Origin of the sequence: Ferrovibrio sp. (genome assembly GCF_017994015.1) — a bacterium.
Classification (GTDB): Bacteria; Pseudomonadota; Alphaproteobacteria; order Ferrovibrionales; family Ferrovibrionaceae; genus Ferrovibrio.
In genome coordinates this window covers 21,189-42,462 of record NZ_JAGOLP010000023.1, presented here as the reverse complement: position 1 = coordinate 42,462, position 21,274 = coordinate 21,189, and the positions used below count along the sequence as shown (strand labels likewise).

The following is a 21,274-nucleotide window of genomic DNA, read 5'->3' as shown; positions in this document are numbered from 1 at the left end:
GGGAGTCGAAACGCAGGGAGTTGGGGTATGTCATCCGCAGCCATCAAGGCCGTGTTGTGGGATTTTGGCGGCGTGATTCTGACTTCGCCCTTTGAGGCTTTCCGGCGCTATGAGAGCGAAAAAGGCCTGCCGGCGGATTTTATCCGTGGCGTCAACAGCCGCAACCCGCATGGCAATGCCTGGGCGCGCTTTGAGCGCGGCGAGATTGATGCCGACGCCTTCGACGACCTGTTCCTGGCCGAGAGCACGGCTTTGGGCCATGCGCTGCATGGCCGCGAAATCCTGCCGCTGATCTCGGGCACATTGCGGCCGCGTATGGTGGCGGCTCTGCGCCAGGTGAAAAGCCGCTTCAAGATCGCCTGCCTGACCAACAACATGCCTTTGGGCCATGGCCCCGGCATGGCCTTGCAGGCGGATCGCGCCGCCGCCATCGCCGAGGTGATGACACTGTTTGATGCCGTGGTGGAATCGAGCAAGATCGGCATCCGCAAGCCGGAACCGGGTTTCTATCTCAAAGCCTGCGATATGCTTGGCATCACGCCCGAACAGGCCGTGTTCCTGGACGATCTGGGCATCAACCTGAAACCGGCTGCCGCCATGGGCATGCGCACCATCAAGGTGGGCGATCCCGATCTGGCCTTGCAGGAATTGGCACAAATCATAGGGATGGAGTTCGCGTGACACCGCAGGAATTGCTGACCCACGACTTTGGCACCCTCTCCGACCTGATTCGTGGCCATGCCGCCACCCGGCCCGGCCATGCCGCCCTGATCCTGGGCGAGACAACGCTGGATTATGCCGGGCTGGATGCGCTGATGGACCGCATCGCCGCTGCGCTACAGCGTGACGGTTTTGGCAACGGCGACGCCATCGCCATCGTGGCCAATGCCTCAATCGAATATGCCGCCGTGTTCCTGGGCGCCCTGCGCGCCGGCCTGGCAGTGGCGCCGCTGGCGCCGTCATCCACGCCGGAAAGCCTGGCGGTGATGAGCAATGATGCCGATGCCGGGCTGCTGTTTCTGGATGGCGCCAATGCCGCCGCGATGGCGCCGGTGCTGGCGACCGTGAGCGCACACCCGATCCGCCTGGATACGGCTGAATTCACCGCCTGGCTGGCGCCCGAGGGCACCCGGCCGGCGCCGGTGCAGGTGGCGCCGGATGCGCCGTTCAACATCATCTATTCCTCTGGCACCACCGGCACGCCCAAGGGCATCGTGCAGCCGCATAGCATGCGCTGGTCGCATGTGCAGCGTGCCGCGATCAACGGCTATCGCGCCGATTGCATCGCGCTGCTCTCCACGCCGCTTTATTCCAACACCACGCTGGTGGTGTTTTTCCCCACTTTGGGCTGGGGCGGCAGTGTGGTGCTGATGCCGAAATTTGACGTTGCCGGCTATCTGGAACTGGCGCAGCGCCATCGCGTCACCCACACCATGCTGGTGCCGGTGCAATATAGCCGCATCATGCAGCATCCGGATTTTGACCGCTATGACCTGTCCAGCTTCGAGGCCAAATTCTGCACCAGCGCGCCATTCGGCGCCGCGCTCAAGGCCGACATCCTGAAACGCTGGCCGGGCAAGCTGATCGAATATTACGGCATGACCGAGGGCGGCGGCACCTGCATCCTGCTGGCGCATGAGCATCCCGACAAACTGCATACCGTGGGCCAGCCGGCGCCGGGGCATGACATCCGGCTGATCGACGAACAGGGCCAGGAAGTGGCCGCGGGCGAAACCGGCGAAGTGGTGGGCCATTCCGGCACCGTGATGCTGGGCTATCACAAGCAGCCGGGCAAAACCGCCGAAGCCGAATGGTATGACGCGCAAGGCCGCCGCTTCATCCGCACCGGCGATCTGGGCCGCTTTGACGCCGAGGGTTTCCTCACCCTGCTCGACCGCAAGAAGGACATGATCATCTCGGGCGGCTTCAACGTCTATCCGAGCGACCTGGAAATGGTGCTGCGCGGCCATGCCGCCGTGGCCGAGGCGGCGGTGGTGGGCATGCCGTCGGAACGCTGGGGCGAAACCCCGGTGGCCTTTGTGGTGTTGCAGCCGGGCATCGATGCCAGCCCGGCCGAATTGCTGGCTTTTGCCAATGACAAGCTGGGCAAAACCCAGCGCCTGGCTGCGGTGGAAATCCTGCCCAGCCTGCCGCGCAGCGCCATCGGCAAGGTGCTGAAACGCGAATTGCGCGACAGTTTCAAGCAGGCCATCTCCTAACAAAGACACTTAAAAGCTGTTTTAATTCAGCGCCATAGCCATATGGCGCGACTTTTCCGTGCGCGCCCGCGTTATTCAGCTTTCATTTTCTATCTATACTGGCATTATTTGGTTGCACTCGATTTTCTGTACCAGTCAGCATTTTCCGCCCTGCAACCGAAATCCGGAGCGCCCCATGAGCAATCTTGCCAGCACAGCCGGCCTTGGCGTCTTGCCGCCGGTTCCCACCCCGATCACCGGCCGCAACCTGTCCTACCTGCCGGCCGATACGGCAGCGATCCGGGCCATGGCCCAGGCCGCGATCAATGTGGAATTGTTCACCATTCCGCTTTACATGGCGGCGATGACCTCGCTGCAAGGCACGCATGAAATCAATGCCAGCGGCATTTCCTATTACGAGGGCCGCGCCTGGCCCGGCCTGAACACCGCCGCCAATCCGGCCAGCCCGAACCAGAAGGCTTACAACGCCATCTTCGCCGTGTTCATCGAGGAGATGCTGCATCTGCAACTGGCGGCCAATATCAGCACCAGCATGGGCTTCACGCCCAGCTTCACCAGCGCGGCCTTGCAGAATGCCGATCAGGGCTGGACCTGCTATGGCCCGACCCTCACCACCATCCCGCATATCATCAATCTGACCGACATGGTGGCGCCCTATAACGGCCTGGAGGTCAATCTGGGCGCGGTGACCACGGCGCAGATCCAGCTATTCCAGGTGATCGAGCAGGATCACGCCACGGCTGTGGCGAATATCCAGCCCGGCGCGCTGTCGAAATACTTCCCCGTGGCGCCGTTTGCCGGCTGGACGCCGCAGATGACCGAGCAGAATCTGCCGCTCTTCGGCACCATCGGCTGGATGTATTACTGCTACATGCAGTATCTCACCATGGTCTACACCGATGGCCAGACGCTGTATCAGAAGCTGTTTCAATCCGGCAGCGTGCAGCAGGACATGTTCAACTGGGCCGGCGGCAGCGGCAGCAGCCACCCGATGCCGGAATATCCCGGCATGTCGGCCACGGTGACGGCCACCAACCCGGTGCTGGCATTGGCCCAGGTGGTGGACATGATCCTGGGCATCACCGATCAGGGCGAAGGCGCCGGCAGCCAGGGCAGCGGCTTGCGCCACTTGTTGCCGGCCGCCGCGCGGGCGGCAATGAAAATCCAGCCGCCGCTGGAAATCGGCAATGTTGATCCGGTATTCCAGCCGAGCTACACGGCGTTGCAGGCGGATTACCCGTCCTACAATTCCGATGGCAGCCAGGCCGCGAATTCTGCCGATGCCACGGCGCGCAGCAATTGGGGCGGGCAATCGCATTATGCCGCCTTCACCGCCGTGCAGGGCATGATTGATGCCGGCGGCATCGTCACCTTCCCGACCTGGTTTGCCGGCGGCAATAATTGGACCGCCGCGCTGCTGACCAGCCAGCCGCCCAATCCCAGCCCGCCAAGCAATATCCCGAGCCCGCAACAGGTGGCCGATGCGCTCAACGCCTTGAGCGGCGAAGCGGCCTTGCTCAACACCGTGGTCACCGGTTCGATTGCCGGCGTCACCAGCGGCCTGAACGGCTTCTGGCAGAAGCAGAATGCCACCTTCCCCTATCCGGCCATGGTGGGGGCCGGCGACCGCATGACGCTATGCTGGGCCGCCGGCAGCAGCCCGGATATTTCCGGCGGGCTGACCCCGGTGCCAAGCCCGGGCCGCGCCCCCAGCGCCTGCCAGGGCCTGAATTACGAACAGCCGACCAGCATCCGCGGCTGCGCCACGGTTTCGGTGTTTCATTCCTGCCGCGGCACCAATGCCTGCACCGGCCAGGGCGGCTGCGGCTTTGCCCAGCCGATCAGCGGCGGCGGCGGCCAATGCGGCACTACTCAATGCGGCACGGTGACGGCGGCGAAGCGCAGCCGCAAGCCGCGCATGACCGCCACCGCCACCAATCTATGCGGCGGGCCAACACCGCCAACCCCAAGCGCCTTGTATTCCGCGCCGGGCGACAACAAGTGTTCGCAGCTTGGCGGCTGCGCGGTGCCGATCTCGGCGTCGCAGCTTTTCCCCGAAGCCGGCAATATGCAGGTCTACAACCTGTTTTCCGGCACGCCGCAGCCGATTGGCACCATCCCGTTCAATGTCGGCGATGCGGTGTATGACATTGCCTGGAATGCCTATATCGCCGCCTTGCAGAATCAGGGCGTGTCGCCGCTGCCAGGCAAGCCGGTGCCGTCAACGCTGCGTCTGGCGTTGCCGCCTTCGACCTGAGACGATGGCAACACCCCGTCTTGGCCTGCCCGATCTTGGTTTCGGCGTTGGCCTGCGTATGGAGCATCTCCCGGCCATCATGGCCGGGGGAGCCCGGGTCGACTGGTTTGAGGTGATCAGCGAAAACCTGATCGGCCATCACGGCTATCTGCGCCATGCCGTGCAGCAACTGGCCGAAACCATGCCGATTGTGCTGCATGGCGTGTCGCTGTCCATCGGCGGCAGCGATCCGTTTGATGCCGCCTATCTGGCCGAGCTGAAGGCGCTGGCGCGGCAGGTGCGGGCGCCCTGGCTGTCTGACCATCTGTGCTGGACCAGCCTGGGCGGCCATAACAGCCATGACCTGCTGCCGCTGCCCTTTACCGAAGCCACGCTCAAGCATGTCTGCGCCCGGGTGCGCGAGGTGCAGGACCGCCTGGAGCAGCGTATCCTGCTGGAAAATCCCAGCAGTTATGTGCAATTCCGCCATGACAGCATGTCGGAAGCGGAATTCCTCGCCCGCCTGACGGAAAGCGCCGATTGCGGCATCCTGCTGGATGTGAACAACGTCTATGTCAGCAGCCGCAACCATGGCTTTGATGCCGAAGCCTATATCCGCGCCCTGCCGCCGGCGCGTATCGCGCAACTGCATCTGGCCGGCGCGACGGATCATGGCGATTACCTGATCGATACCCATGACCATCCGGTGGCCGAAGCGGTATGGCCGCTTTACCGGCTGGCGCAAAGCCTGACCGGCGGTGTTTCGGTGCTGCTGGAATGGGATGCCCGGCTGCCAGCTTATGCCGGCCTGCTGGCCGAACTGGACAAGGCGCGCCGATGTTGACGACGCCAGCGCTGAAATCGGGGCCTGATCTGCGGCAGGCGCAATACTGGCTGCTGACCCGGCTGGCGCGGCCCGATCTGGCGGTGGCACCCAACGATGCCGCTATCCTGGCCACGCCGCCCAATGCCGCCGGACCCCGGTTGCAGATTTATATCGACGCCTATCGGCAGCGGCTGATCGATTGCCTGAAAGCCGATTATCCCGGCCTGCTGCGGCTATTGGGCGATGACCTGTTTGGCCTGCTGGCCGAGGGTTATATCCGCAGCCGGCCGCCGCGCAGCGCGTCGCTCTATGATCTCGGCGCCGGCTTTCCAAGTTTTCTGCGCCAGACTCAGCAAAGTCTGGCTCAGCAAGGCCAGGCAAGGCAGCCGGCTTTGCGGCTGGCGCTTGATCTGGCGCGCTTCGAGCGCGGCTGGATCGAGACCAGCCGCGCAGCAGGATTAGAGAAATCCGGCCCGGGGCCAATGTTGCCGCAGCCGGAAAGCCGGCTGATGCTGCCGGCAACAACGCGGCCCTTATTGCTGCGCCATGCTTTAGCCAGCCTGCAAGCGTTGATCCATGGTGATCAAGCCGCGCCCGTGGCGACGGCAAACCGGCCGCATTACATCCTGCTGGCAAGGCGCGATTATGCGCTGATTGTGCGGGAAATCGACGACTGGATGTATTTCAGCCTGCGCGCGGCGCTGGCCGGGCCGCGCACGCTGTTAGACTGCGCCCGCTACAGCGCCCGCCGCCTGGGCGACGAGCCGGCGCCTATTCTGGCCAAGCTGCTGCTCTGGGCGCCGCTGGCACAGCAGGCGCAATGGCTGATGCTGGAAGCCTGAAGTATCAGCTATGCCCCAGCACCGGATGCGGCGTGTAGGGTTCTTCCAGATAGGCCATTTCCGCCGCATCGAGCTTGAGATCAAGCGCCGCCAGCGCATCGCTGAGATGCTGCGGCTTGCTGGCGCCAATGATCGGCGCGGTGACGCTGCTTTTGCCGAGCAGCCAGGCCATGGCGACCTGCGCCGGCGCCACGCCGCGTTTCTGGCCCAATTCGGCCACCCGCTCGGCGATGCTGAAATCGCCCGCCTGGTAATACATGCGCTGGGCGATATCGTCGGTTTTGGCCCGTTCGGTATCGCCCCAGCCCTGTTTCAGCCGGTTGCCGGCCAGGAAACCACGCGCCAGCGGCGACCACGGGATCACGCCGATGCCCATCGCCTGACAGAGCGGCAGCATCTCGCGCTCCTCCTCGCGGTAGACCAGGTTATAGTGATTCTGCATGGTGACGAAGCGCGCCCAGCCATTGGCGCGCTGGCGGTGCAGCGCATCGGCGAATTGCCAGGCGAACATTGACGAGGCGCCGATATAACGCGCCTTGCCGGCGCGCACCACATCATTCAGCGCCTCCAGGGTTTCCTCGATCGGGGTATGCCGGTCATAGCGGTGAATCTGGTAGAGATCGACATAATCCATGCCGAGCCGCTGCAAGCTGTCGTCAATCGCCTGCAGGATATGCTTGCGCGACAGGCCGCGCTGGTTCGGCCCCGGGCCCATAGGATTGTAGACCTTGGTGGCCACCACAATCTCGTCGCGCCGGGCGTATTTCTTCAACATGCGCCCGGTGACGGTTTCGGAGGCGCCGAGCGAATACATGTTGGCCGTATCAAAAAAATTGATCCCGGCTTCCACCGCCTGGCGGAAAAACGGTTCGCTCTGTTCCTCGGTCAACACCCAGGAGCGCCAGGCCGGGTCGCCATAGGTCATGCAGCCAAGGCAGAGTTTGGAAACCATTGTGCCGGTCTGGCCCAGGCGGATCATCTGCATGTTTCGCTCTCCCCTACGTCTTTTTGCTTCACCGGCACAGCCGCCCCACTTCACGCGCGCTTTGCAGCGCAAAGCTGCTGCGCATCCGCCAGCAGCTTGTGCAATGGCCCGTCATTGATGCCCAGCGCATCGAGATGCGCCACGGTGTTGCTCAGGTAATCCAGATTCGGGCCGCGCTGGCCTGAGGATTGCGCAATCACCTGCGCTGCTTCCGGTTCGCTGAGCCGGCCGGCATATTGCACATGTTTATGATCGGCCACGAAGGCCAGCACGCGGCGGCGCTCGGCGCCCAATTGTGCGGTATGGAAGCCGGGCCGATACACCCCGGTGAGCATCTCGCGGCGATAGAGATAGTCGATCACGGCGGCTTCATCGGCCTTGCGCACACGGAAGGCACGGCCCAGGCAGGAGCCGCCCGGCTTCAAGCCCAGCACCAGGCCGGGGGCTTCCGGTGTGCCGCGATAACGGTGCGACCAGACGCAGAAGGCGCGGTGATAGCCCCAGAGCCGCGCCGTGGCCTGTTCCAGATACGGAAAGCCGGGATCCCACATCAGCGAACCATAGCCAAACACCCACAATGCCTCGCCCTTCGGCACTGTCACCTTCGGGAAGGCCGGCGGCGTCTCGCCCGGCAAAGGCGGTTCGGCATCAAAGGGGATGACTGTTTTGGGCATCTAGCGTTTCTGGTTCACCAGGGCGACACCCACCATGGTAGCCGCCATGCCGAGCAGGGCCAACAGGTTGAGGGTTTCGCCAAACAGAAAATACGCCACCAAAGCCGTGCAGGGCGGCACCAGGAAGAACAGGCTGGAGACCTGGGCGGCACCGCCGCGCCGGATCAGGCTGAACAGCAGCGAAATGGCGCCAAGCGACAACACGATGCAGAGCCAGCCAAGCGCAAAGATGAATTCGCCGCTCCATTCGATCACACGATCCTCGAACAGCAAGGCAAACGGCGCCAGCACCACCACGGCGGCAGCATATTGGATGGCATTGCCGCTGCGCAGATCAATCTGCGGGCAAAATTTCTTCTGGTAGACCGTGCCGACCGTGATGCCGAGCAGCGCCAGCCCGGCCAGGCCATAACCCAGCATGGAGCCGATGCCGAGATCAAGCTTGGTCCACACCACCAGCAGCACACCGCCGAGGCCGAGCGCCAGCCCGGCCCATTGCCGCATCGTCACCTGTTCGTTCAGCACCGGGCCGGCCACCGCCGCCACCAGCAAAGGCTGGATGCCGACGATCAGCGCCGCGATGCCGGCCGGCACGCCGTGATAGATGGCGCTGAAAGTGCCACCCAGATACACCGCCTGCATCAGTATCCCGGCCACCACGATATGGCCGGTTTCCCGCCAGCTTGTCGGCCAGGGCGCCCGGGTCAGCCCGGCGAAACCGGCCAGCAGCATTGTGATGATGGCAAAACGCACGATCAGGAAGGTGGTCGGCTCGGCATAGGGCAGGCCAAGCTTGGCGCCGATAAAGCCGGTGGACCATAACAGCACAAACAATCCGGGCAGGGCGATGGCCGCAAAGGCGGCATGGGGACGGGACGACATCGGGGACACTTTCTTTTTTTCGGCGACAACTATTGCTGCTTGCCGCCGTTACGGCAACCCATGGCCGCACTGCCCGGCTGCGGCGATAACGGCAGGCAGCGGCCATGGAGCCGGGGGCGCGGCGGCGCTATACTGGCACCATGCGATTGCGATTTGTTTTCCTGGCCGGCGCCATCCTGGGCGGATTGCTCGGCTATTATGCCCTGTGGAGCCACCTTATGGGGCGGGTGGAGGCCGGTTTGCTGGCCTTCCAGGCGCAACAGCAGCTTCAGGGCCGCAGCTTCAGCTATCGCGGCTGGCAGCGCGGTGGCTTTCCCTACCGGCTCAGCCTGCGGCTGGACGGGGTGAGCTGGAGCGAGCCGCGCGGCGCCGGCTGGAAAATCGAATCCGAAACCCTGGTGGCGCATCAGCAATTATGGAGCAGCCAGCATATTGTGTTTGAGCTGTTTGGCGCCCAGAGCCTGGCCTGGCGCGATGGCGGCACCGAGCACAAGTTCAGCGCCACGCCGGAACGTGGCCGGGCCAGCCTGGTGCTGGATGGCGCCGACCGCTGGCTGCGGATCGCCGCCGATTTGCAGGGCGTGCGCTTCGGCCAAGCCCTGGCGGGTTATGAGGCCGGCCGGCTGCAACTGCATCTGCGCCAGGCCGGCAATGTGCCACCGGCCTTGGATGTGGCCGTGCAGATCACCGATCTGGACCTGCCGGCGGCGCTGGATGGCCCGCTGGGCCGCCGCATCGCCGAGTTGAACCTGATCGGCAAGCAGACCGGGCCATGGCTTGGCGCCAGCCCGCAGGCGGCACTGGCTGCCTGGCGCGATGCCGGCGGCATCGTTGAATTCAGCAACATCCTGCTGCATTGGGGCGCGGTGCATCTGAGCGGCGATGGCTCGCTGACCGTGGATAAACAATTCCGCCCGCTCGGCGCCATGGGCGGCCGGCTGCTCGGCGCGGCGGCGGGCATCGATGCCCTGGTGGCGGCCGGGCGGATGAAACCGGCCGAGGCGGTGGCTGCCAAGGCAACCCTGGCCAAGCTGCATAAAACCGATGACAAGGGCGAAACCGTGCTCCCGCTGCCGCTGACCGCGCAGAATGGCCTGCTGAGCATCGCCAATGTGCCGCTCTTCACCCTGGCGCCATTGCTGACGCCGAAGCCGTAATTACTGTTTGCCGTCGCCGGTGCGGCCAAAATCCGGCGCGGCGGTTTCCTGGCCGGCATCGATGATGGCGCGGCGGATCGCCCGGGTGCGGCTGAACAGCTTGAACAATGTCTCGCCGTCATCCCAGCGGATGGCGCGCTGCAACGCTGTGAGGTCTTCGGTGAAGCGTTGCAGCATATCCAGCACCGCTTCCTTGTTATTGAGGAACACGTCGCGCCACATCGTCGGATCGCTGGCGGCGATGCGGGTGAAATCGCGGAAGCCGCCGGCGGAATATTTGATCACTTCCGATTGCGTCACGGTTTGCAGATCATCGGCGGTGCCGACGATGTTATAGGCAATCAGATGCGGCACATGGCTGGTGATTGCCAGCACCAGATCGTGATGCCGTGCATCCATCACCTCAACCTTGCTGCCGAAAGCCGACCAGAAACCATGCAGCCGTTCAAGCTGTGCCGGGTCACTGCCTTCGGGCGGGGTCAGGATGCACCAGCGGCCCTGAAACAGCGTGGCAAAGCCGGCAGCGGGGCCGGAATGTTCGGTGCCGGCCACCGGATGGCCCGGGATGAAGGCCACGCCGGGCGGCAGATGCGGCGCTACATCGCGCAACACTGATTGCTTCGACGAGCCGACATCGGAAACCAGCGTGCCGGCGCCAAGCCCGGGCGCCATCGCCTGCGCCACGGCCCCATAGGCGCCCAGCGGCACGCAGAGGATCACTAGGTCGGCGCCACGCACCGCCTCGGCAGCATCGGCATAGGCGGCATCCACCACGCCCAAGGCCACCGCCTGCTGGCGATGGCTTTCCGACAGATCGGCGCAGACAATTTCTGCCGCCTGGCCCCATTGCCGCGCTGCGCGGGCAATCGAGGAACCGATCAGGCCGATGCCGATAATGGCCAGCCGGCGAAACGGCGCCGCCTGCTGGCTCATTTCAGGAAATCGGCCAGCGCCGCCAGCACGCGGTCATTCTCGGCCACCGTGCCGATGGTGAGGCGCAGGCTTTCCGGCAGGCCATAGCCGGCCATGGCGCGCAGGATCAGGCCGCGGCTGCGCAGGAAATGATCGGCGGCCTGGGCCTGCTCGGCACCTTTGGGGAAACGCATCAGCAGGAAATTGCCCACGCTCGGCACCACATCCAGGCCCAAAGCGGTCAACGCCTTGGTGAGGCGCGGCAATTCGGCATCGTTATGGGCACGCGCCTTGTCGGTATGCGCCACATCGGCCAAAGCCGCCACGCCGGCGGCCTGGGCCGGGCTGTTGACATTGAACGGGCCACGCACGCGGTTCAGCACCTCGATCACATTGGCCGGCGCATAGGCCCAGCCGAGCCGCAGGGCGGCCAGGCCGTGAATCTTGGAGAAGGTGCGCGTCATCACCGTGTCATCGCGCTCGCGCACCAGATCCTCGCCGGCCGAATAATCGTTGCGGCTGACATATTCGGCATAGGCCGCATCCACCACCAGCAGCACACCATCGGGCAGCCCTTCACGCAGGCGGCGCAGATCGGCGGCCGAAATATAGGTGCCGGTCGGGTTGTTGGGATTGGCCAGGAACACGATGCGGGTGCGCGGGCTGACTTTCGCCAGCAGCGCATCCACATTGGTGGTGAGATTGGTTTCCTCGGCAGTGACCGGGGTGGCGCCGCGCGCCTTGGCGGCAATCGGATACATCAGGAAGCCGTGGCGCGAATACAGCACCTCGTCGCCCGGGCCGCAATAGGCATTGCAGATCAGCGAAATCAGTTCGTCGGAGCCATTTGAGCAGATGATATTCTCCGCCGGCAGGCCATGATGGCGCGCAATCGCCTGGCGCAGCAGGTCCACTGCACCATCGGGATAGCGGTGCAGCTCATCAGCCTGCGCCTTGTAGGCGGCAATCGCCTGCGGGCTGGGGCCAAGCGGGGTTTCGTTGGACGACAGCTTGCGCACATCGGTAACACCGGCCACAGCGGCTTCGCCGCCCTTGTAGGGGCTGATATCAAGAATCCCGGCATTGGGCTTGGGCGCAGTCACGGCTTCACTCCTTGGAAAACAGGCTTATTCGCCGGCCGGCACCGCATAGGCGCCGATCACCAGCACATCCACAATCGCCTCCGGCGCGGCGGCGCGCAAGGCGGCAAGGCGGGCATCGTTATCCTCCAGGAAACCCGGCAGGTCCAGCAGCAGGCGGATATCCTGGCCGCCCTGCTTGTGCTGTGCCAGCACCTGGCCGCTCAGGCCGGCCTTGGCCAGCAGGCTGCCCAGCCGCGCCAGGCTCATGCCCTCCTCGGCCGCCTGCACCACCACCAGGCTATGGTCGTCGCCGGAAGGCTCCGCCGGGCAGCGGGCAATCACCAGGGCGCCAACATCGGCCAGCCGGCCCTTGCGATTGGTCAGGAAGGGCAGCTTGGCCACCACACGCGGCGTATCAACGGTGCGGTTGGCCAGCACCGGCCACCACGGGTCCTTTTCGCCATCCTCGGGCAGCGGCATCACCCCCACCGTGGCCGCCTTGGCGGAAATCTCGCGCATTGCGGAGGTGGCGGTGGCACAGAGCAGCATCGGCACGCCAGAGCCGTAATGGTCGCGGGCCAAATCCCAGCGCGCCACGGATTTGTTCGGCGCCAGCACCGCCACCTGCACCGGCGCCTGCAAATCATACAGCGCGCCGATCAGTTCGCGGTTGATGCGCAGAAGGGCAGCGGCCGGCAGCGGGCCGTGATGCCGCGCCAGCAGGCGGCGCAGAATCTGCGCCTCGCGGCCACAGCGCAGGAAAAAACCATTCTCGCCGCCCGAAGCGCGCTTGGTGATGGCAACTTTTTCCACCGCTTCGGCACGGCGGCGCAACAAATCCTGGATCTGGTCGTCCAGGACATCGATTTCATGCCTCAGGTCGGCCAGGCTGGCGATATGCTCGGTCATGGAAATGATTTTACGTCTGCAAGGGGGGAGAACAAAAGCCGCATAGTCTTATTCGCTGCCTGCCGCAAATGCAAAGAAAACATTGACAGTACATTGCATTGTTCCTAAGCATCCGACGCCCCTTAATTCCAGTAGGTTAACGGTTGGATTGGCATGATGGCGGAAGCATCGCGAGCGGCAGCCTATGATCCCATCGGGCCGGGACATCGGGTGGTGCTGGGCGAAACCCTGCCGCTCAGGCTGGATTGCGGTATCGAGCTCGGCCCGTTCAATGTGGCTTACACCACCTATGGCCGGCTCAATGCCGACAAATCCAACGCCATCCTGATCTGCCATGCGCTGACCGGTGACCAGCATGTTGCCAATACCCATCCGGTCACCGGCAAGCCGGGCTGGTGGCTCACCCTGGTCGGCCCCGGCAAGGTGATCGATACCGACCGTTTCTTTGTGGTTTGCGCCAATGTGATCGGCGGCTGCATGGGATCATCCGGCCCGCCCGATCTCGACCCGGCCACAGCCAAGCCCTGGGGCCTGCGTTTTCCGCTTATCACCATCCGCGACATGGTGAATGCCCAGGCCATGCTGCTGGACCATCTCGGCATCCGTGATCTGTTCTGCGTCATCGGCGGCTCGATGGGCGGCATGCAGGTGCTGCAATGGGCGGCGAGTTATCCGGAACGCTGCTTCGCCGCCATTCCGATCGCCTGCGCCGCGCGCCATTCGGCGCAGAATATCGCCTTCCACGAGGTTGGCCGCCAGGCGATCTATGCCGATCCGGACTGGCATGGCGGCGATTACCTGAACCACGGCACCATCCCGCGCAACGGCCTGGCGGTGGCGCGTATGGCGGCGCATATCACCTATCTGTCGGAAGCCGCTTTGCACCGCAAATTCGGCCGCAACCTGCAAAACCGCGAACGGCTGACTTATGGCTTCGAGGCCGAATTCCAGGTTGAGAGTTACCTGCGCCACCAGGGTTCCAGCTTCGTTGAGCGGTTTGATGCCAATTCCTATCTCTACATCACCCGGGCGATGGATTATTTCGACCTTGCCGCCCAGGCTGGCGATAATCTGGCCGCCGTGTATCAGGGCAGCAAAACCCGCTTCTGCGTAGTCTCCTTCACCTCCGACTGGCTATTCCCGACCAGCGAGAACAAGGCCATTGTGCGGGCGCTGAATGCCGCTGCGGCCAATGTCAGCTTTGTCGAGATCGAGACCGACAAGGGCCATGATGCCTTCCTGCTGGATGAGCCGGAAATGTTTCGCACCCTGAAGGGTTTCCTCGATGGCTGCGCCGAAGTGCGCGGCCTGAACGGCTATCGCGCATGACCGCCCGCCCCGCCATACCCGAAGCACGCACCCGCGATATCCGCCGCGACCTGCTGCTGATCGCCGAAATGGTGGCGCCGCAAAGCCGCGTGCTGGATGTGGGCTGCGGCGACGGCATGCTGCTGGAATATCTGTGGCGCGAAAAACAGGTGGATTCACGCGGCATCGAAGTGCGGCAATCCGGCGTCAATGCCTGCGTGGCGCGCGGCCTGTCGGTAATCCAGGGTGATGCCGATACCGATCTGGCGGATTATCCCGATGCTGCCTTTGACTATGCGATTCTCAGCCTGACCCTGCAGGCAACGCGCAATCCGCGGCAGGTTTTGCGCGAATTGCTGCGGATCGGCAAACACGCCATCGTGTCATTTCCGAATTTCGCCTATTGGCGCGTGCGGCTGCAATTGCTGCTGGATGGCCGCATGCCGATGACCGCCGCGCTGGATGATCCGTGGTATGAGACGCAGAATATCCATCTCTGCACCATTCGTGACTTTGACGAACTCTGCGCCCGCGACGGCATTGTGGTGGAGCAGCGCATTGCCGTGGACGGCCATGGCAACCGCGCTGGCTGGCGCCTGAGCGGCCCGGCGGCCAATATCTTCGGCGCGCAGGCGGTGTATCTGCTGCGGCGCCGCGCGCAATGAGTAGCATTTACATGCAAGCCCTGGCCTTGCATCAGGCCGGGCGCCTGCCAGAAGCCGAGTCTGCTTATCGCCAGGCGCTGGCACAGCCCGGCGCAGAACGGGCTGAAATCCTGCGCAATTATGGCTTCCTACTGCATCGCCAGCATCGTTTCCGCGAGGCCGTGGCGGCTTTGGGCGAAGCCGTGCAGCTCAAGCCGCAGGATGCCGATGCGCTGCTGGCTTTGGGCCATTGCGCCCGTGAGGCCAATGATCATCGCACCGCGATGACCGCCTTGCGCGCAGCGGCCAAACTGGCGCCGCGGCGCGAGGATATCGCCGAGGCTTTGTCGGCTTATCTGAGCCGGCTGATCCCGGCCTGGCATTTTCCGATGCTGGCCGATACGGCGCGTAACCAGGCTTATGAGGCGGCCATCACGGCGGCGGCGTGCAATGCCGGCCTGGTGCTGGATATCGGCACCGGCTCGGGCCTGCTCAGCCTGTTTGCCGCCCGCGCCGGCGCCGGCCGCGTGGTGGCCTGCGAGGCGCATCCGGTGATCGCCGAAACCGCCGCCGAGATCGTGGCGCTGAACGGCTTTGCCGGGCGCATCCAGGTGATCGCCAAACGCTCCACCGAACTGGATGCGGCGCGCGATATGGGCGGCCAGGCTGATCTGGTGGTTTCCGAAGTGCTGGATGCCGGGCTGCTGGGCGAGGGGGTGCTGGCCACCTTGCGCGATGCGCTGGCGCGGCTGGCGCGGCCCGGCGCCCGCGTGCTGCCGGCCGCCGCCGATATCTATGTGCAGGCGCTGGAATTGCCGCAGCAGCGCCAGGTCAATCCGCTGCGCGGCATCGCCGGCTTCGACCTGTCGCCGTTTGACCGTTTCCGCAACCGCGCCAGCCATGGCAGCCTGCGGCTGGAGCATGTGGCGCATCAGGCTTTGTCGACACCTGTGCTGCTGGAGCGTATCGATTTCCGCCAGCCACCGGATTGGTCCACGCCGCAAAGCCGCCGCGTTGTATTGCCGATCCAGCAGACAGGCCAACTGCATGCCTTTGCATTGTGGTTCACGCTATGGCTGGATGACGCAATCGCCGTCTCCACCGCGCCGGCCCATATCGACGCGGCCTTGCCGCATATGGATCATTGGGGCCAGGCGATCCTGTGGCAAAAGCGCGACCAGCCGGTGCAGGCCGGCGACAGCATTACCGCCGACTGGACCTGCGCCGATACGTTTTTTGATTTAAGCTTGGTCTGAGTCAAGCCGCGTCGGGTCAGCCATGCTGGCTGCCGGCTGTGGCTGCAAGACAAAATGCCGTGTGCGGGTTTTCTGCCGCTTCAGCGGCGCCGGCATGAAGACCTGCTTCTCGGCTTCCAGCAGCAGCACGCCGGAAAAGCGCGACCACAGCCATTCGCCGGTGGCTTCCCAGGCCGGCACCATACGCAGCATGAAGGCGCGTTCCGAGGGCGGATACCACAAGGCCTGGCGGCTTTGCAGTGGCGAGAATAGTGCATCGCGCATCAGCCGGGTGAGCTGCGGCGGCGTGTAGGGATGGCCATGGCCAAAGGGCGTGGCATCGATATGTGCCCACAGGCCACGCCGGTTCGGCACCACCGCCAGCAGGCGACCCTGCGGCGTCAGCACACGCCACACCTCGCGCAGCATGGCGCGCACATTGTCGGCATTCTCCAGCGCATGCACCAGCAGGATACGATCAATGCTGGCATCGGGCAGCGGCAAATCCTCTTCATCCACCAGCATGACCCGGCCAGGCTTGCCGCGCGGCCAGCGCACAACCCCTTGTGGTCCTGGCATCGCCGCCAGCACGCGCTCGGTTTCAGCTTCGAACAGCCGCAGATAGGGCGTGGCATAACCCAGGCCCAGCAGGCGCAAACCCTGCAAATCCGGCCAGATGGCGCGCAGGCGCTGGCGCAGCAGGCGGCGCACGGTCTGGCCCAGCCGGCTGGCATAAAATTCACGCAGGTCGATCACATCGGGTCGCAGCATGCAAAGACTGTAGCATGAATGGCATTCCGCGCTAGAATGCCGGCATGACGCTCGACATCGTGCAAATCCCGGTCCTGAACGACAATTACGTTTATCTGCTGCGTGATACGGCCAGCGGCGCCACGGCGGTGGTGGATCCCGCCGTGCCGGAGCCGGTGCTGGCGGAAATTGAGCGCCGCGGCTGGGGGCTGAACTTCATTCTCAATACGCATCATCACCCGGATCATGTCGGCGGCAACCTGGTGCTGCGCGAAGCCACCGGCTGCGCCATCATCGGCCCGCGTGCCGAGGCCCAGCGCATCCCCGGCATTGCCACTCAACTGGGTGATGGCGACAGTTTCAGCCTGGGCGACAGCAAGGCGCTGGTCTTTGACGTGCCGGGCCATACTGCCGGCCATATCGCCTACTGGTTCAGTGCGGCCGAGGCTTTGTTTTGCGGCGACACGCTGTTTGCGCTCGGTTGCGGCCGGCTGTTTGAAGGCAGTCCGGCGCAGATGTGGGCCAGTTTGAGCAAACTGGCCGCCCTGCCCGATGCCACGCGGGTGTATTGCGCGCATGAATATACTGAAAGCAATGCGCGCTTCGCCGTTACCGTGGAGCCCGGCAATGCCGCGCTGCTGGCGCGCCATGAAGCCATCAAGGCCTTGCGCGCCGATGGCCGGTCGACAGTGCCTTCAACTTTGGGCGAGGAGCGCGCCACCAATCCATTCCTGCGCCCGATGAGTCCAAATCTGCGCGCTACGCTGGGCCTGGAGGGCGCCGACGATGTGGCGGTGTTTGCCGAAACACGCAAGCGCAAGGACAGCTTCCGCGGCTGAGCTCAATTCAGATAGAGCGGCAGCAATTCGTCATAAACCGCATCGCGGCTTTCGCCCAGGCGGCGCCACAGCCGGGCGACAAAATCCGGCTGCGCCGCCTGAAAAGCCTTGGTCACCGGCAGATAAAAATCGAAGCTGGCCAAAGGCGGATCAAGCCGCTCCAGCTTGAGCGCAGCATAGCGGTCGCCGATCACTTCCAGCGCCGCCACGGCCTGAAAACGCCTTGCCATCAGCATGCCGAAAAGCTGCGAGCTGCTATACGCCTCTGCCGGTTCGGCACCGAGCCGCTGCAACAAGGCTGCTATCGTAGTGCTGGAATTGAGACCGATCACCGGGCGCGGCACGGTTGAGCCGAGCCTGCGGCCATCCCAGGTGATCTCGGCACCGGGCAGGCGGTAGAAACGATAACTGAGCACACCCAGCCCGCCAGCGGGATCAGGCTGGCCATCGGCACGCAGCGGAAAGGCCAGTTCACGGCCCATTTCCGGCGTGTAGATACGGCCCAGCAGGGCATCGGCTTCGCCGGCATGCAGGGCAGCCATCACCCGCTTGGCTGGCCGCCGCTCGAAGCGCACATTGGCGCCAAGCTCGGTCGCCACCCGGCGCACCAAATCCACCGCCGCGCCGGGCCGAGGTGGCACCTCGACACCTTCACCGGTGATATAGGGCGTGGCGTCGCGGTCGATATATGTAACGCGGAAATCCAGCGCCGCCGCCGGGCCGGACAGCAGCAGACAGAACAGCAGCAGGGTAAAATGCAGCCGCATCGGGTTTCCTCCGCCGCCAGCTTACCGAGGGCGGCGCGACAGGTCACGCCTTAAACGGAATTGCCGGCCCACCTCCCCGCCCGCTCTCCATCGTCATGCGCGGACTTGATCCGCGGCTGCTTGGTTTAACTTCTGACCGCTTGAGCCTCCCCGTCATCGTCATCCCCGGGCTTGACCCGGGGATCTCTATCCAATTGAGAAAATTGCTATAAAACGGTCAAAAATGAGATCCCCGGGTCAAGCCCGGGGATGACGATTATGTAAGGGGGATCAAAACGGGCGGCGCGCCTTCAGCGCGGCGCCCAGGGTGCCGTCATCAAGGTAATCCAGCTCACCGCCCACCGGCACGCCATGCGCCAGCCGGGTGACCGAAACGCCGGCCGGCAGCAGCCGGTCGGTCAGGTAATGCGCCGTGGTCTGACCTTCCACCGTGGCATTGGTGGCGATGATCACTTCACGCACCCGGCTGCCATCACCAACCCGGGCCAGCAGGCCATCCACATTCAGATCAGCCGGGCCGCGCCCATCCAAAGCCGAGAGTGTGCCGCCCAGCACATGATAGCGGCCGCGAAACACGCCCGAACGTTCCAGCGCCCACAGATCGGCAACACTTTCCACCACGCAGAGCAGGGTTTCGTCGCGCCGCGTATCGCTGCAAATGGCGCAAGGGTTATGACTATCCAGATTGCCGCAACGGGCGCAAGTCTGCACCTTGTCGGCCACGTCACGCAAAGCCAGCGCCAGCGGCTGCAACAGGGCATCAGGTTTGTTCAAGAGATGCAGCGCGGCGCGGCGCGCCGAACGCGGGCCAAGACCCGGCAGCCGCGCCAATAGCTGGATCAACCGCTCGATTTCGGCACCGGCCATCGACTGATCTGGATCAGAAGGGCAGCTTGAAGCCCGGCGGCAGCGGCAGGCCGGCGGTCAGCTTCTGCATCTGCTCCTGGGTCTCGCGCTCAACCCGCGCCTTGGCATCGGCATGGGCGGCTTTGAGCAGATCCTCCAGCACTTCGGCTTCATCCGGCACCAGCAGTGAGGGATCAATCTTCACGCCGCGCAATTCGCCCTTGCCGTTCAAGGTCAGCGACACCATGCCGCCGCCGGCGCTGCCCTGCACTTCGCGGCGCTCCAGTTCGGCCTGCATCTCGGCCATGCGGCCCTGCATCTCCTGCGCCTGCTTCAGCATCTGGCCAAGATTTTTCATCACACTCCCTCAATCAAGCTCGTTGAGCGGATCGATATCGTCATCGCTCATATAGGCCGGGCCATCGGCATCGCCAGCCGTTTCGGCAATGGTCTCAACCGGCGCCAGTTGCGCCCGGCTGACCTTCAATTCCGCGCCGGGAAACGCCGCCAGCACCGCCTGCACCAGCGGGTGCGCCGCCGCCTGGGCATGGCGCGACGAGGCGGCCGCCAGGGTTTTTTCATGCAAGGTCGGCTCGCCCGGCTGGTTCGACAGCGCGATCATCCAGCGCTGGCCGGTCCATTCCTGTAATTTCTCGGCCACCTGCGCGGCCAGATTGCGCATTGCATCGGGCTGCTGGCGCCATTCGATGCGGCCCGGCTCAAACGCCACCGGATGCACATAATTCTCCAGTTCGCCGGCCAGGATGCCTTCACGCATTTCGGAGAACAAAGCCGCCAATGCGGCGAAATTCTGCGGCGCCGCCACCTGCGCGACGCCCTGATCGGCGAGGGCCACCGGGCCTTCCAGCGCCGGCGCCGGCTGCATCTGCGCCGCCAGGGCAGTGCCGCCGCCAGCATTACCGCCGCCGCCTGCCGGCGCGCGCGTCACCGGCGCCATGCCGGCACCGCCCTTGTCGCGCCATTCTTTCACCAATTCGCCCGGGCTGGGCAGATCGGCAGCATAACCCAGCCGTACCAGCACCATTTCAGCGGCAGCCAGCGGGGTTGGCGCGCCGCGCACTTCATGCAGGCCCTTGAGCAGCATCTGCCAGGTGCGCGCCAGCACCGGCATGCCCAGCTTGGCGGCCAGTTCCTTGCCGCTGCGGCGCTGTTCTTCCGGCAGGGTCACGTCATCCGCCGCGTCGCCCACCACCTTGAGCCGGGTGAGCCAGTGGCTCAGTTCCAGCATATCCTGGATCACCACCGCCGGATCGGCGCCGAGGGCATATTGCTGACCGAGATTCTCCAGCGCCTCGGGCAGCCGGCCATGCAGCAGATGCGCCAGCAGCTGGAATACCTGGCCCCGATCGGCCAGGCCGAGCATGTCGCGCACCAGGGCGGCATCGGCCTCGCCGGCGCCATGCGCAATCGCCTGATCGAGCAGCGACAGACCATCGCGCACCGAGCCTTCGGCGGCGCGCGCGATCAGCGTCAGCGCCTCGTCGGTGATGCGGGCGTCTTCCTTCTGCGTGATGGCCCTGAAATGTGCCGCCAGCACGGCTATTTCCACCCGCTTGAGATCAAAGCGCTGGCAGCGCGACAGCACGGTGACCGGCACTTTGCGGATTTCCGTGGTGGCGAAGACAAATTTCACATGCGGCGGCGGCTCTTCCAGCGTCTTGAGCAGGCCGTTGAAGGCCGCCGTGGACAGCATATGCACTTCGTCGATGATGTAGACCTTGTAGCGCGCCATGGCCGGGGCGTAGCGCACCGCCTCGATGATCTCGCGGATATCGCCGATGCCGGTGCGCGAGGCGGCGTCCATCTCCAGGATGTCGGGATGGCGATCCTCGGCGATGGCGCGGCAATTGTCGCAGACGCCGCAAGGCTCCACCGTGGGGCCGCCCTGGCCATCCGGGCCGGTGCAGTTCAGCGCCCGGGCGATGATGCGGGCGGTGGTGGTTTTGCCCACGCCGCGCACGCCGGTGAGGATGAAGGCCTGGGCAATGCGCCCGGTGGCGATGGCATTGGAAAGGGTGCGGACCAGGGCATCCTGGCCGATCATCTCGGCGAAGTTGCTGGGGCGGTATTTCCGCGCCAGCACGCGATAGGGTGCCGGATTGCTCGACATGGTTCCCCTGAACGGAGCATACCCCTGCAC

At 64.5% G+C, this 21,274-nt stretch carries 21 protein-coding genes; 10 read left to right on the top strand and 11 right to left on the bottom strand.

Translation table 11 applies throughout. The annotated features are described in order from the left end of the window. The first annotated feature begins 27 nt into the window (after positions 1-27). From KBB36_RS12565 to KBB36_RS12545, 5 genes are all read left to right on the top strand, one after another. Positions 28-681, top strand: coding sequence for an HAD-IA family hydrolase (locus KBB36_RS12565; protein ID WP_290981141.1), 654 nt, complete (start codon positions 28-30; stop codon positions 679-681). Continuing rightward, on the top strand, positions 678-2,219 hold the full coding sequence (locus tag KBB36_RS12560) for a class I adenylate-forming enzyme family protein (protein WP_290981138.1): 1,542 nt from the start codon (positions 678-680) through the stop codon (positions 2,217-2,219). The genes KBB36_RS12565 and KBB36_RS12560 overlap by 4 nt, the downstream gene beginning before the upstream one ends. 175 nt (positions 2,220-2,394) lie before the next feature. Further along, positions 2,395-4,476 (top strand): ferritin-like domain-containing protein, encoded by a 2,082-nt coding sequence (locus KBB36_RS12555; RefSeq protein ID WP_290981135.1) that lies wholly within the window; start codon positions 2,395-2,397, stop codon positions 4,474-4,476. A 4-nt stretch (positions 4,477-4,480) separates the two neighbouring features. Then, positions 4,481-5,299 (top strand): DUF692 domain-containing protein, encoded by an 819-nt coding sequence (locus tag KBB36_RS12550; RefSeq protein ID WP_290981132.1) that lies wholly within the window; start codon positions 4,481-4,483, stop codon positions 5,297-5,299. Next, positions 5,293-6,123, top strand: a complete 831-nt coding sequence (locus KBB36_RS12545; protein WP_290981129.1) for a putative DNA-binding domain-containing protein — start codon at positions 5,293-5,295, stop codon at positions 6,121-6,123. Before KBB36_RS12550 ends, KBB36_RS12545 begins: the two co-directional genes overlap by 7 nt. Before the next feature lie 4 nt (positions 6,124-6,127). On the opposite strand, the gene KBB36_RS12540 is transcribed toward KBB36_RS12545, so the two are convergent. From KBB36_RS12540 to KBB36_RS12530, 3 genes are read right to left on the bottom strand one after another with little or no spacing between them, the layout of a single operon-like run. Next, positions 6,128-7,108 (bottom strand): aldo/keto reductase, encoded by a 981-nt coding sequence (locus KBB36_RS12540; protein ID WP_290981126.1) that lies wholly within the window; start codon positions 7,106-7,108, stop codon positions 6,128-6,130. A 50-nt stretch (positions 7,109-7,158) separates the two neighbouring features. Continuing rightward, positions 7,159-7,782 carry a gamma-glutamylcyclotransferase gene (locus KBB36_RS12535; protein ID WP_290981123.1) on the bottom strand — a complete coding sequence of 208 codons (624 nt, stop codon included), beginning with the start codon at positions 7,780-7,782 and terminating at the stop codon, positions 7,159-7,161. Beyond that, positions 7,783-8,664 carry a DMT family transporter gene (locus KBB36_RS12530; protein WP_290981120.1) on the bottom strand — a complete coding sequence of 294 codons (882 nt, stop codon included), beginning with the start codon at positions 8,662-8,664 and terminating at the stop codon, positions 7,783-7,785. It abuts the gene before it with no gap. A gap of 140 nt (positions 8,665-8,804) precedes the next feature. Here KBB36_RS12530 and KBB36_RS12525 point away from each other — a divergent pair, with 140 nt between their 5' ends. Then, entirely contained in the window at positions 8,805-9,821 is a 1,017-nt protein-coding gene (locus tag KBB36_RS12525; protein WP_290981117.1) for a DUF2125 domain-containing protein, read from the top strand. Here the strand turns inward: KBB36_RS12525 and KBB36_RS12520 are convergent, their stop codons facing one another. Genes KBB36_RS12520 through KBB36_RS12510 form a run of 3 tightly spaced genes read right to left on the bottom strand, consistent with a single transcriptional unit; the run spans position 9,822 to position 12,724 of the window. After that, entirely contained in the window at positions 9,822-10,754 is a 933-nt protein-coding gene (locus KBB36_RS12520) for a prephenate/arogenate dehydrogenase family protein (protein WP_290981114.1), read from the bottom strand. It abuts the gene before it with no gap. Continuing rightward, a complete protein-coding gene (gene hisC, locus KBB36_RS12515; protein ID WP_290981111.1) occupies positions 10,751-11,836 on the bottom strand; it encodes a histidinol-phosphate transaminase in 1,086 nt (361 codons plus the stop codon). The genes KBB36_RS12520 and hisC overlap by 4 nt, the downstream gene beginning before the upstream one ends. A gap of 24 nt (positions 11,837-11,860) precedes the next feature. Beyond that, positions 11,861-12,724 carry a chorismate mutase gene (locus KBB36_RS12510; RefSeq protein ID WP_290981108.1) on the bottom strand — a complete coding sequence of 288 codons (864 nt, stop codon included), beginning with the start codon at positions 12,722-12,724 and terminating at the stop codon, positions 11,861-11,863. A 156-nt stretch (positions 12,725-12,880) separates the two neighbouring features. On the opposite strand from KBB36_RS12510, the gene KBB36_RS12505 reads away from it, so the two are divergent. Genes KBB36_RS12505 through KBB36_RS12495 form a run of 3 tightly spaced genes read left to right on the top strand, consistent with a single transcriptional unit; the run spans position 12,881 to position 15,932 of the window. Continuing rightward, on the top strand, positions 12,881-14,053 hold the full coding sequence (locus KBB36_RS12505; protein ID WP_290981106.1) for a homoserine O-acetyltransferase: 1,173 nt from the start codon (positions 12,881-12,883) through the stop codon (positions 14,051-14,053). Then, positions 14,050-14,697, top strand: coding sequence for a methionine biosynthesis protein MetW (metW, locus tag KBB36_RS12500; protein WP_290981103.1), 648 nt, complete (start codon positions 14,050-14,052; stop codon positions 14,695-14,697). Before KBB36_RS12505 ends, metW begins: the two co-directional genes overlap by 4 nt. Next, positions 14,694-15,932 carry a 50S ribosomal protein L11 methyltransferase gene (locus KBB36_RS12495; protein WP_290981101.1) on the top strand — a complete coding sequence of 413 codons (1,239 nt, stop codon included), beginning with the start codon at positions 14,694-14,696 and terminating at the stop codon, positions 15,930-15,932. The genes metW and KBB36_RS12495 overlap by 4 nt, the downstream gene beginning before the upstream one ends. On the opposite strand, the gene KBB36_RS12490 is transcribed toward KBB36_RS12495, so the two are convergent. Next, positions 15,918-16,682, bottom strand: a complete 765-nt coding sequence (locus KBB36_RS12490; RefSeq protein WP_290981098.1) for a methyltransferase domain-containing protein — start codon at positions 16,680-16,682, stop codon at positions 15,918-15,920. The genes KBB36_RS12495 and KBB36_RS12490 overlap by 15 nt on opposite strands. Positions 16,683-16,726: 44 nt before the next feature. Between KBB36_RS12490 and gloB the strand changes: the two genes are divergently transcribed. After that, positions 16,727-17,500: a hydroxyacylglutathione hydrolase gene (gene gloB / locus KBB36_RS12485; protein ID WP_290981095.1), complete on the top strand. Its 774-nt coding sequence runs from the start codon at positions 16,727-16,729 to the stop codon at positions 17,498-17,500. Positions 17,501-17,502: 2 nt separating this feature from the next. Here the strand turns inward: gloB and KBB36_RS12480 are convergent, their stop codons facing one another. The 4 genes from KBB36_RS12480 to KBB36_RS12465 form a co-directional block, all read right to left on the bottom strand. Next, positions 17,503-18,267: a hypothetical protein gene (locus KBB36_RS12480; protein ID WP_290981092.1), complete on the bottom strand. Its 765-nt coding sequence runs from the start codon at positions 18,265-18,267 to the stop codon at positions 17,503-17,505. A gap of 270 nt (positions 18,268-18,537) precedes the next feature. Then, entirely contained in the window at positions 18,538-19,134 is a 597-nt protein-coding gene (gene recR / locus KBB36_RS12475) for a recombination mediator RecR (protein ID WP_290981089.1), read from the bottom strand. 13 nt (positions 19,135-19,147) lie between these two features. Then, complete coding sequence (locus KBB36_RS12470; RefSeq protein WP_290981086.1) at positions 19,148-19,471, bottom strand: YbaB/EbfC family nucleoid-associated protein; 324 nt, start codon at positions 19,469-19,471, stop codon at positions 19,148-19,150. Between the two features lie 9 nt (positions 19,472-19,480). Beyond that, positions 19,481-21,244 (bottom strand): DNA polymerase III subunit gamma/tau, encoded by a 1,764-nt coding sequence (locus KBB36_RS12465; RefSeq protein ID WP_290981083.1) that lies wholly within the window; start codon positions 21,242-21,244, stop codon positions 19,481-19,483. Between the last annotated feature and the right edge of the window lie 30 nt (positions 21,245-21,274).

Coding starts and splice junctions, on each gene's coding strand:
- KBB36_RS12535 (WP_290981123.1), bottom strand. CDS start 7,782: ATGCCCAAAACAGTCATCCCCTTTGATGCCGAACCGCCTTTGCCGGGC.
- KBB36_RS12510 (WP_290981108.1), bottom strand. CDS start 12,724: ATGACCGAGCATATCGCCAGCCTGGCCGACCTGAGGCATGAAATCGAT.
- KBB36_RS12480 (WP_290981092.1), bottom strand. CDS start 18,267: ATGCGGCTGCATTTTACCCTGCTGCTGTTCTGTCTGCTGCTGTCCGGC.
- KBB36_RS12495 (WP_290981101.1), top strand. CDS start 14,694: ATGAGTAGCATTTACATGCAAGCCCTGGCCTTGCATCAGGCCGGGCGC.
- KBB36_RS12505 (WP_290981106.1), top strand. CDS start 12,881: ATGGCGGAAGCATCGCGAGCGGCAGCCTATGATCCCATCGGGCCGGGA.
- KBB36_RS12545 (WP_290981129.1), top strand. CDS start 5,293: ATGTTGACGACGCCAGCGCTGAAATCGGGGCCTGATCTGCGGCAGGCG.
- recR (WP_290981089.1), bottom strand. CDS start 19,134: ATGGCCGGTGCCGAAATCGAGCGGTTGATCCAGCTATTGGCGCGGCTG.
- gloB (WP_290981095.1), top strand. CDS start 16,727: ATGACGCTCGACATCGTGCAAATCCCGGTCCTGAACGACAATTACGTT.
- KBB36_RS12540 (WP_290981126.1), bottom strand. CDS start 7,108: ATGCAGATGATCCGCCTGGGCCAGACCGGCACAATGGTTTCCAAACTC.
- KBB36_RS12565 (WP_290981141.1), top strand. CDS start 28: ATGTCATCCGCAGCCATCAAGGCCGTGTTGTGGGATTTTGGCGGCGTG.
- metW (WP_290981103.1), top strand. CDS start 14,050: ATGACCGCCCGCCCCGCCATACCCGAAGCACGCACCCGCGATATCCGC.
- KBB36_RS12520 (WP_290981114.1), bottom strand. CDS start 10,754: ATGAGCCAGCAGGCGGCGCCGTTTCGCCGGCTGGCCATTATCGGCATC.
- KBB36_RS12555 (WP_290981135.1), top strand. CDS start 2,395: ATGAGCAATCTTGCCAGCACAGCCGGCCTTGGCGTCTTGCCGCCGGTT.
- KBB36_RS12530 (WP_290981120.1), bottom strand. CDS start 8,664: ATGTCGTCCCGTCCCCATGCCGCCTTTGCGGCCATCGCCCTGCCCGGA.
- KBB36_RS12470 (WP_290981086.1), bottom strand. CDS start 19,471: ATGAAAAATCTTGGCCAGATGCTGAAGCAGGCGCAGGAGATGCAGGGC.
- KBB36_RS12465 (WP_290981083.1), bottom strand. CDS start 21,244: ATGTCGAGCAATCCGGCACCCTATCGCGTGCTGGCGCGGAAATACCGC.
- KBB36_RS12490 (WP_290981098.1), bottom strand. CDS start 16,682: ATGCTGCGACCCGATGTGATCGACCTGCGTGAATTTTATGCCAGCCGG.
- KBB36_RS12525 (WP_290981117.1), top strand. CDS start 8,805: ATGCGATTGCGATTTGTTTTCCTGGCCGGCGCCATCCTGGGCGGATTG.
- KBB36_RS12550 (WP_290981132.1), top strand. CDS start 4,481: ATGGCAACACCCCGTCTTGGCCTGCCCGATCTTGGTTTCGGCGTTGGC.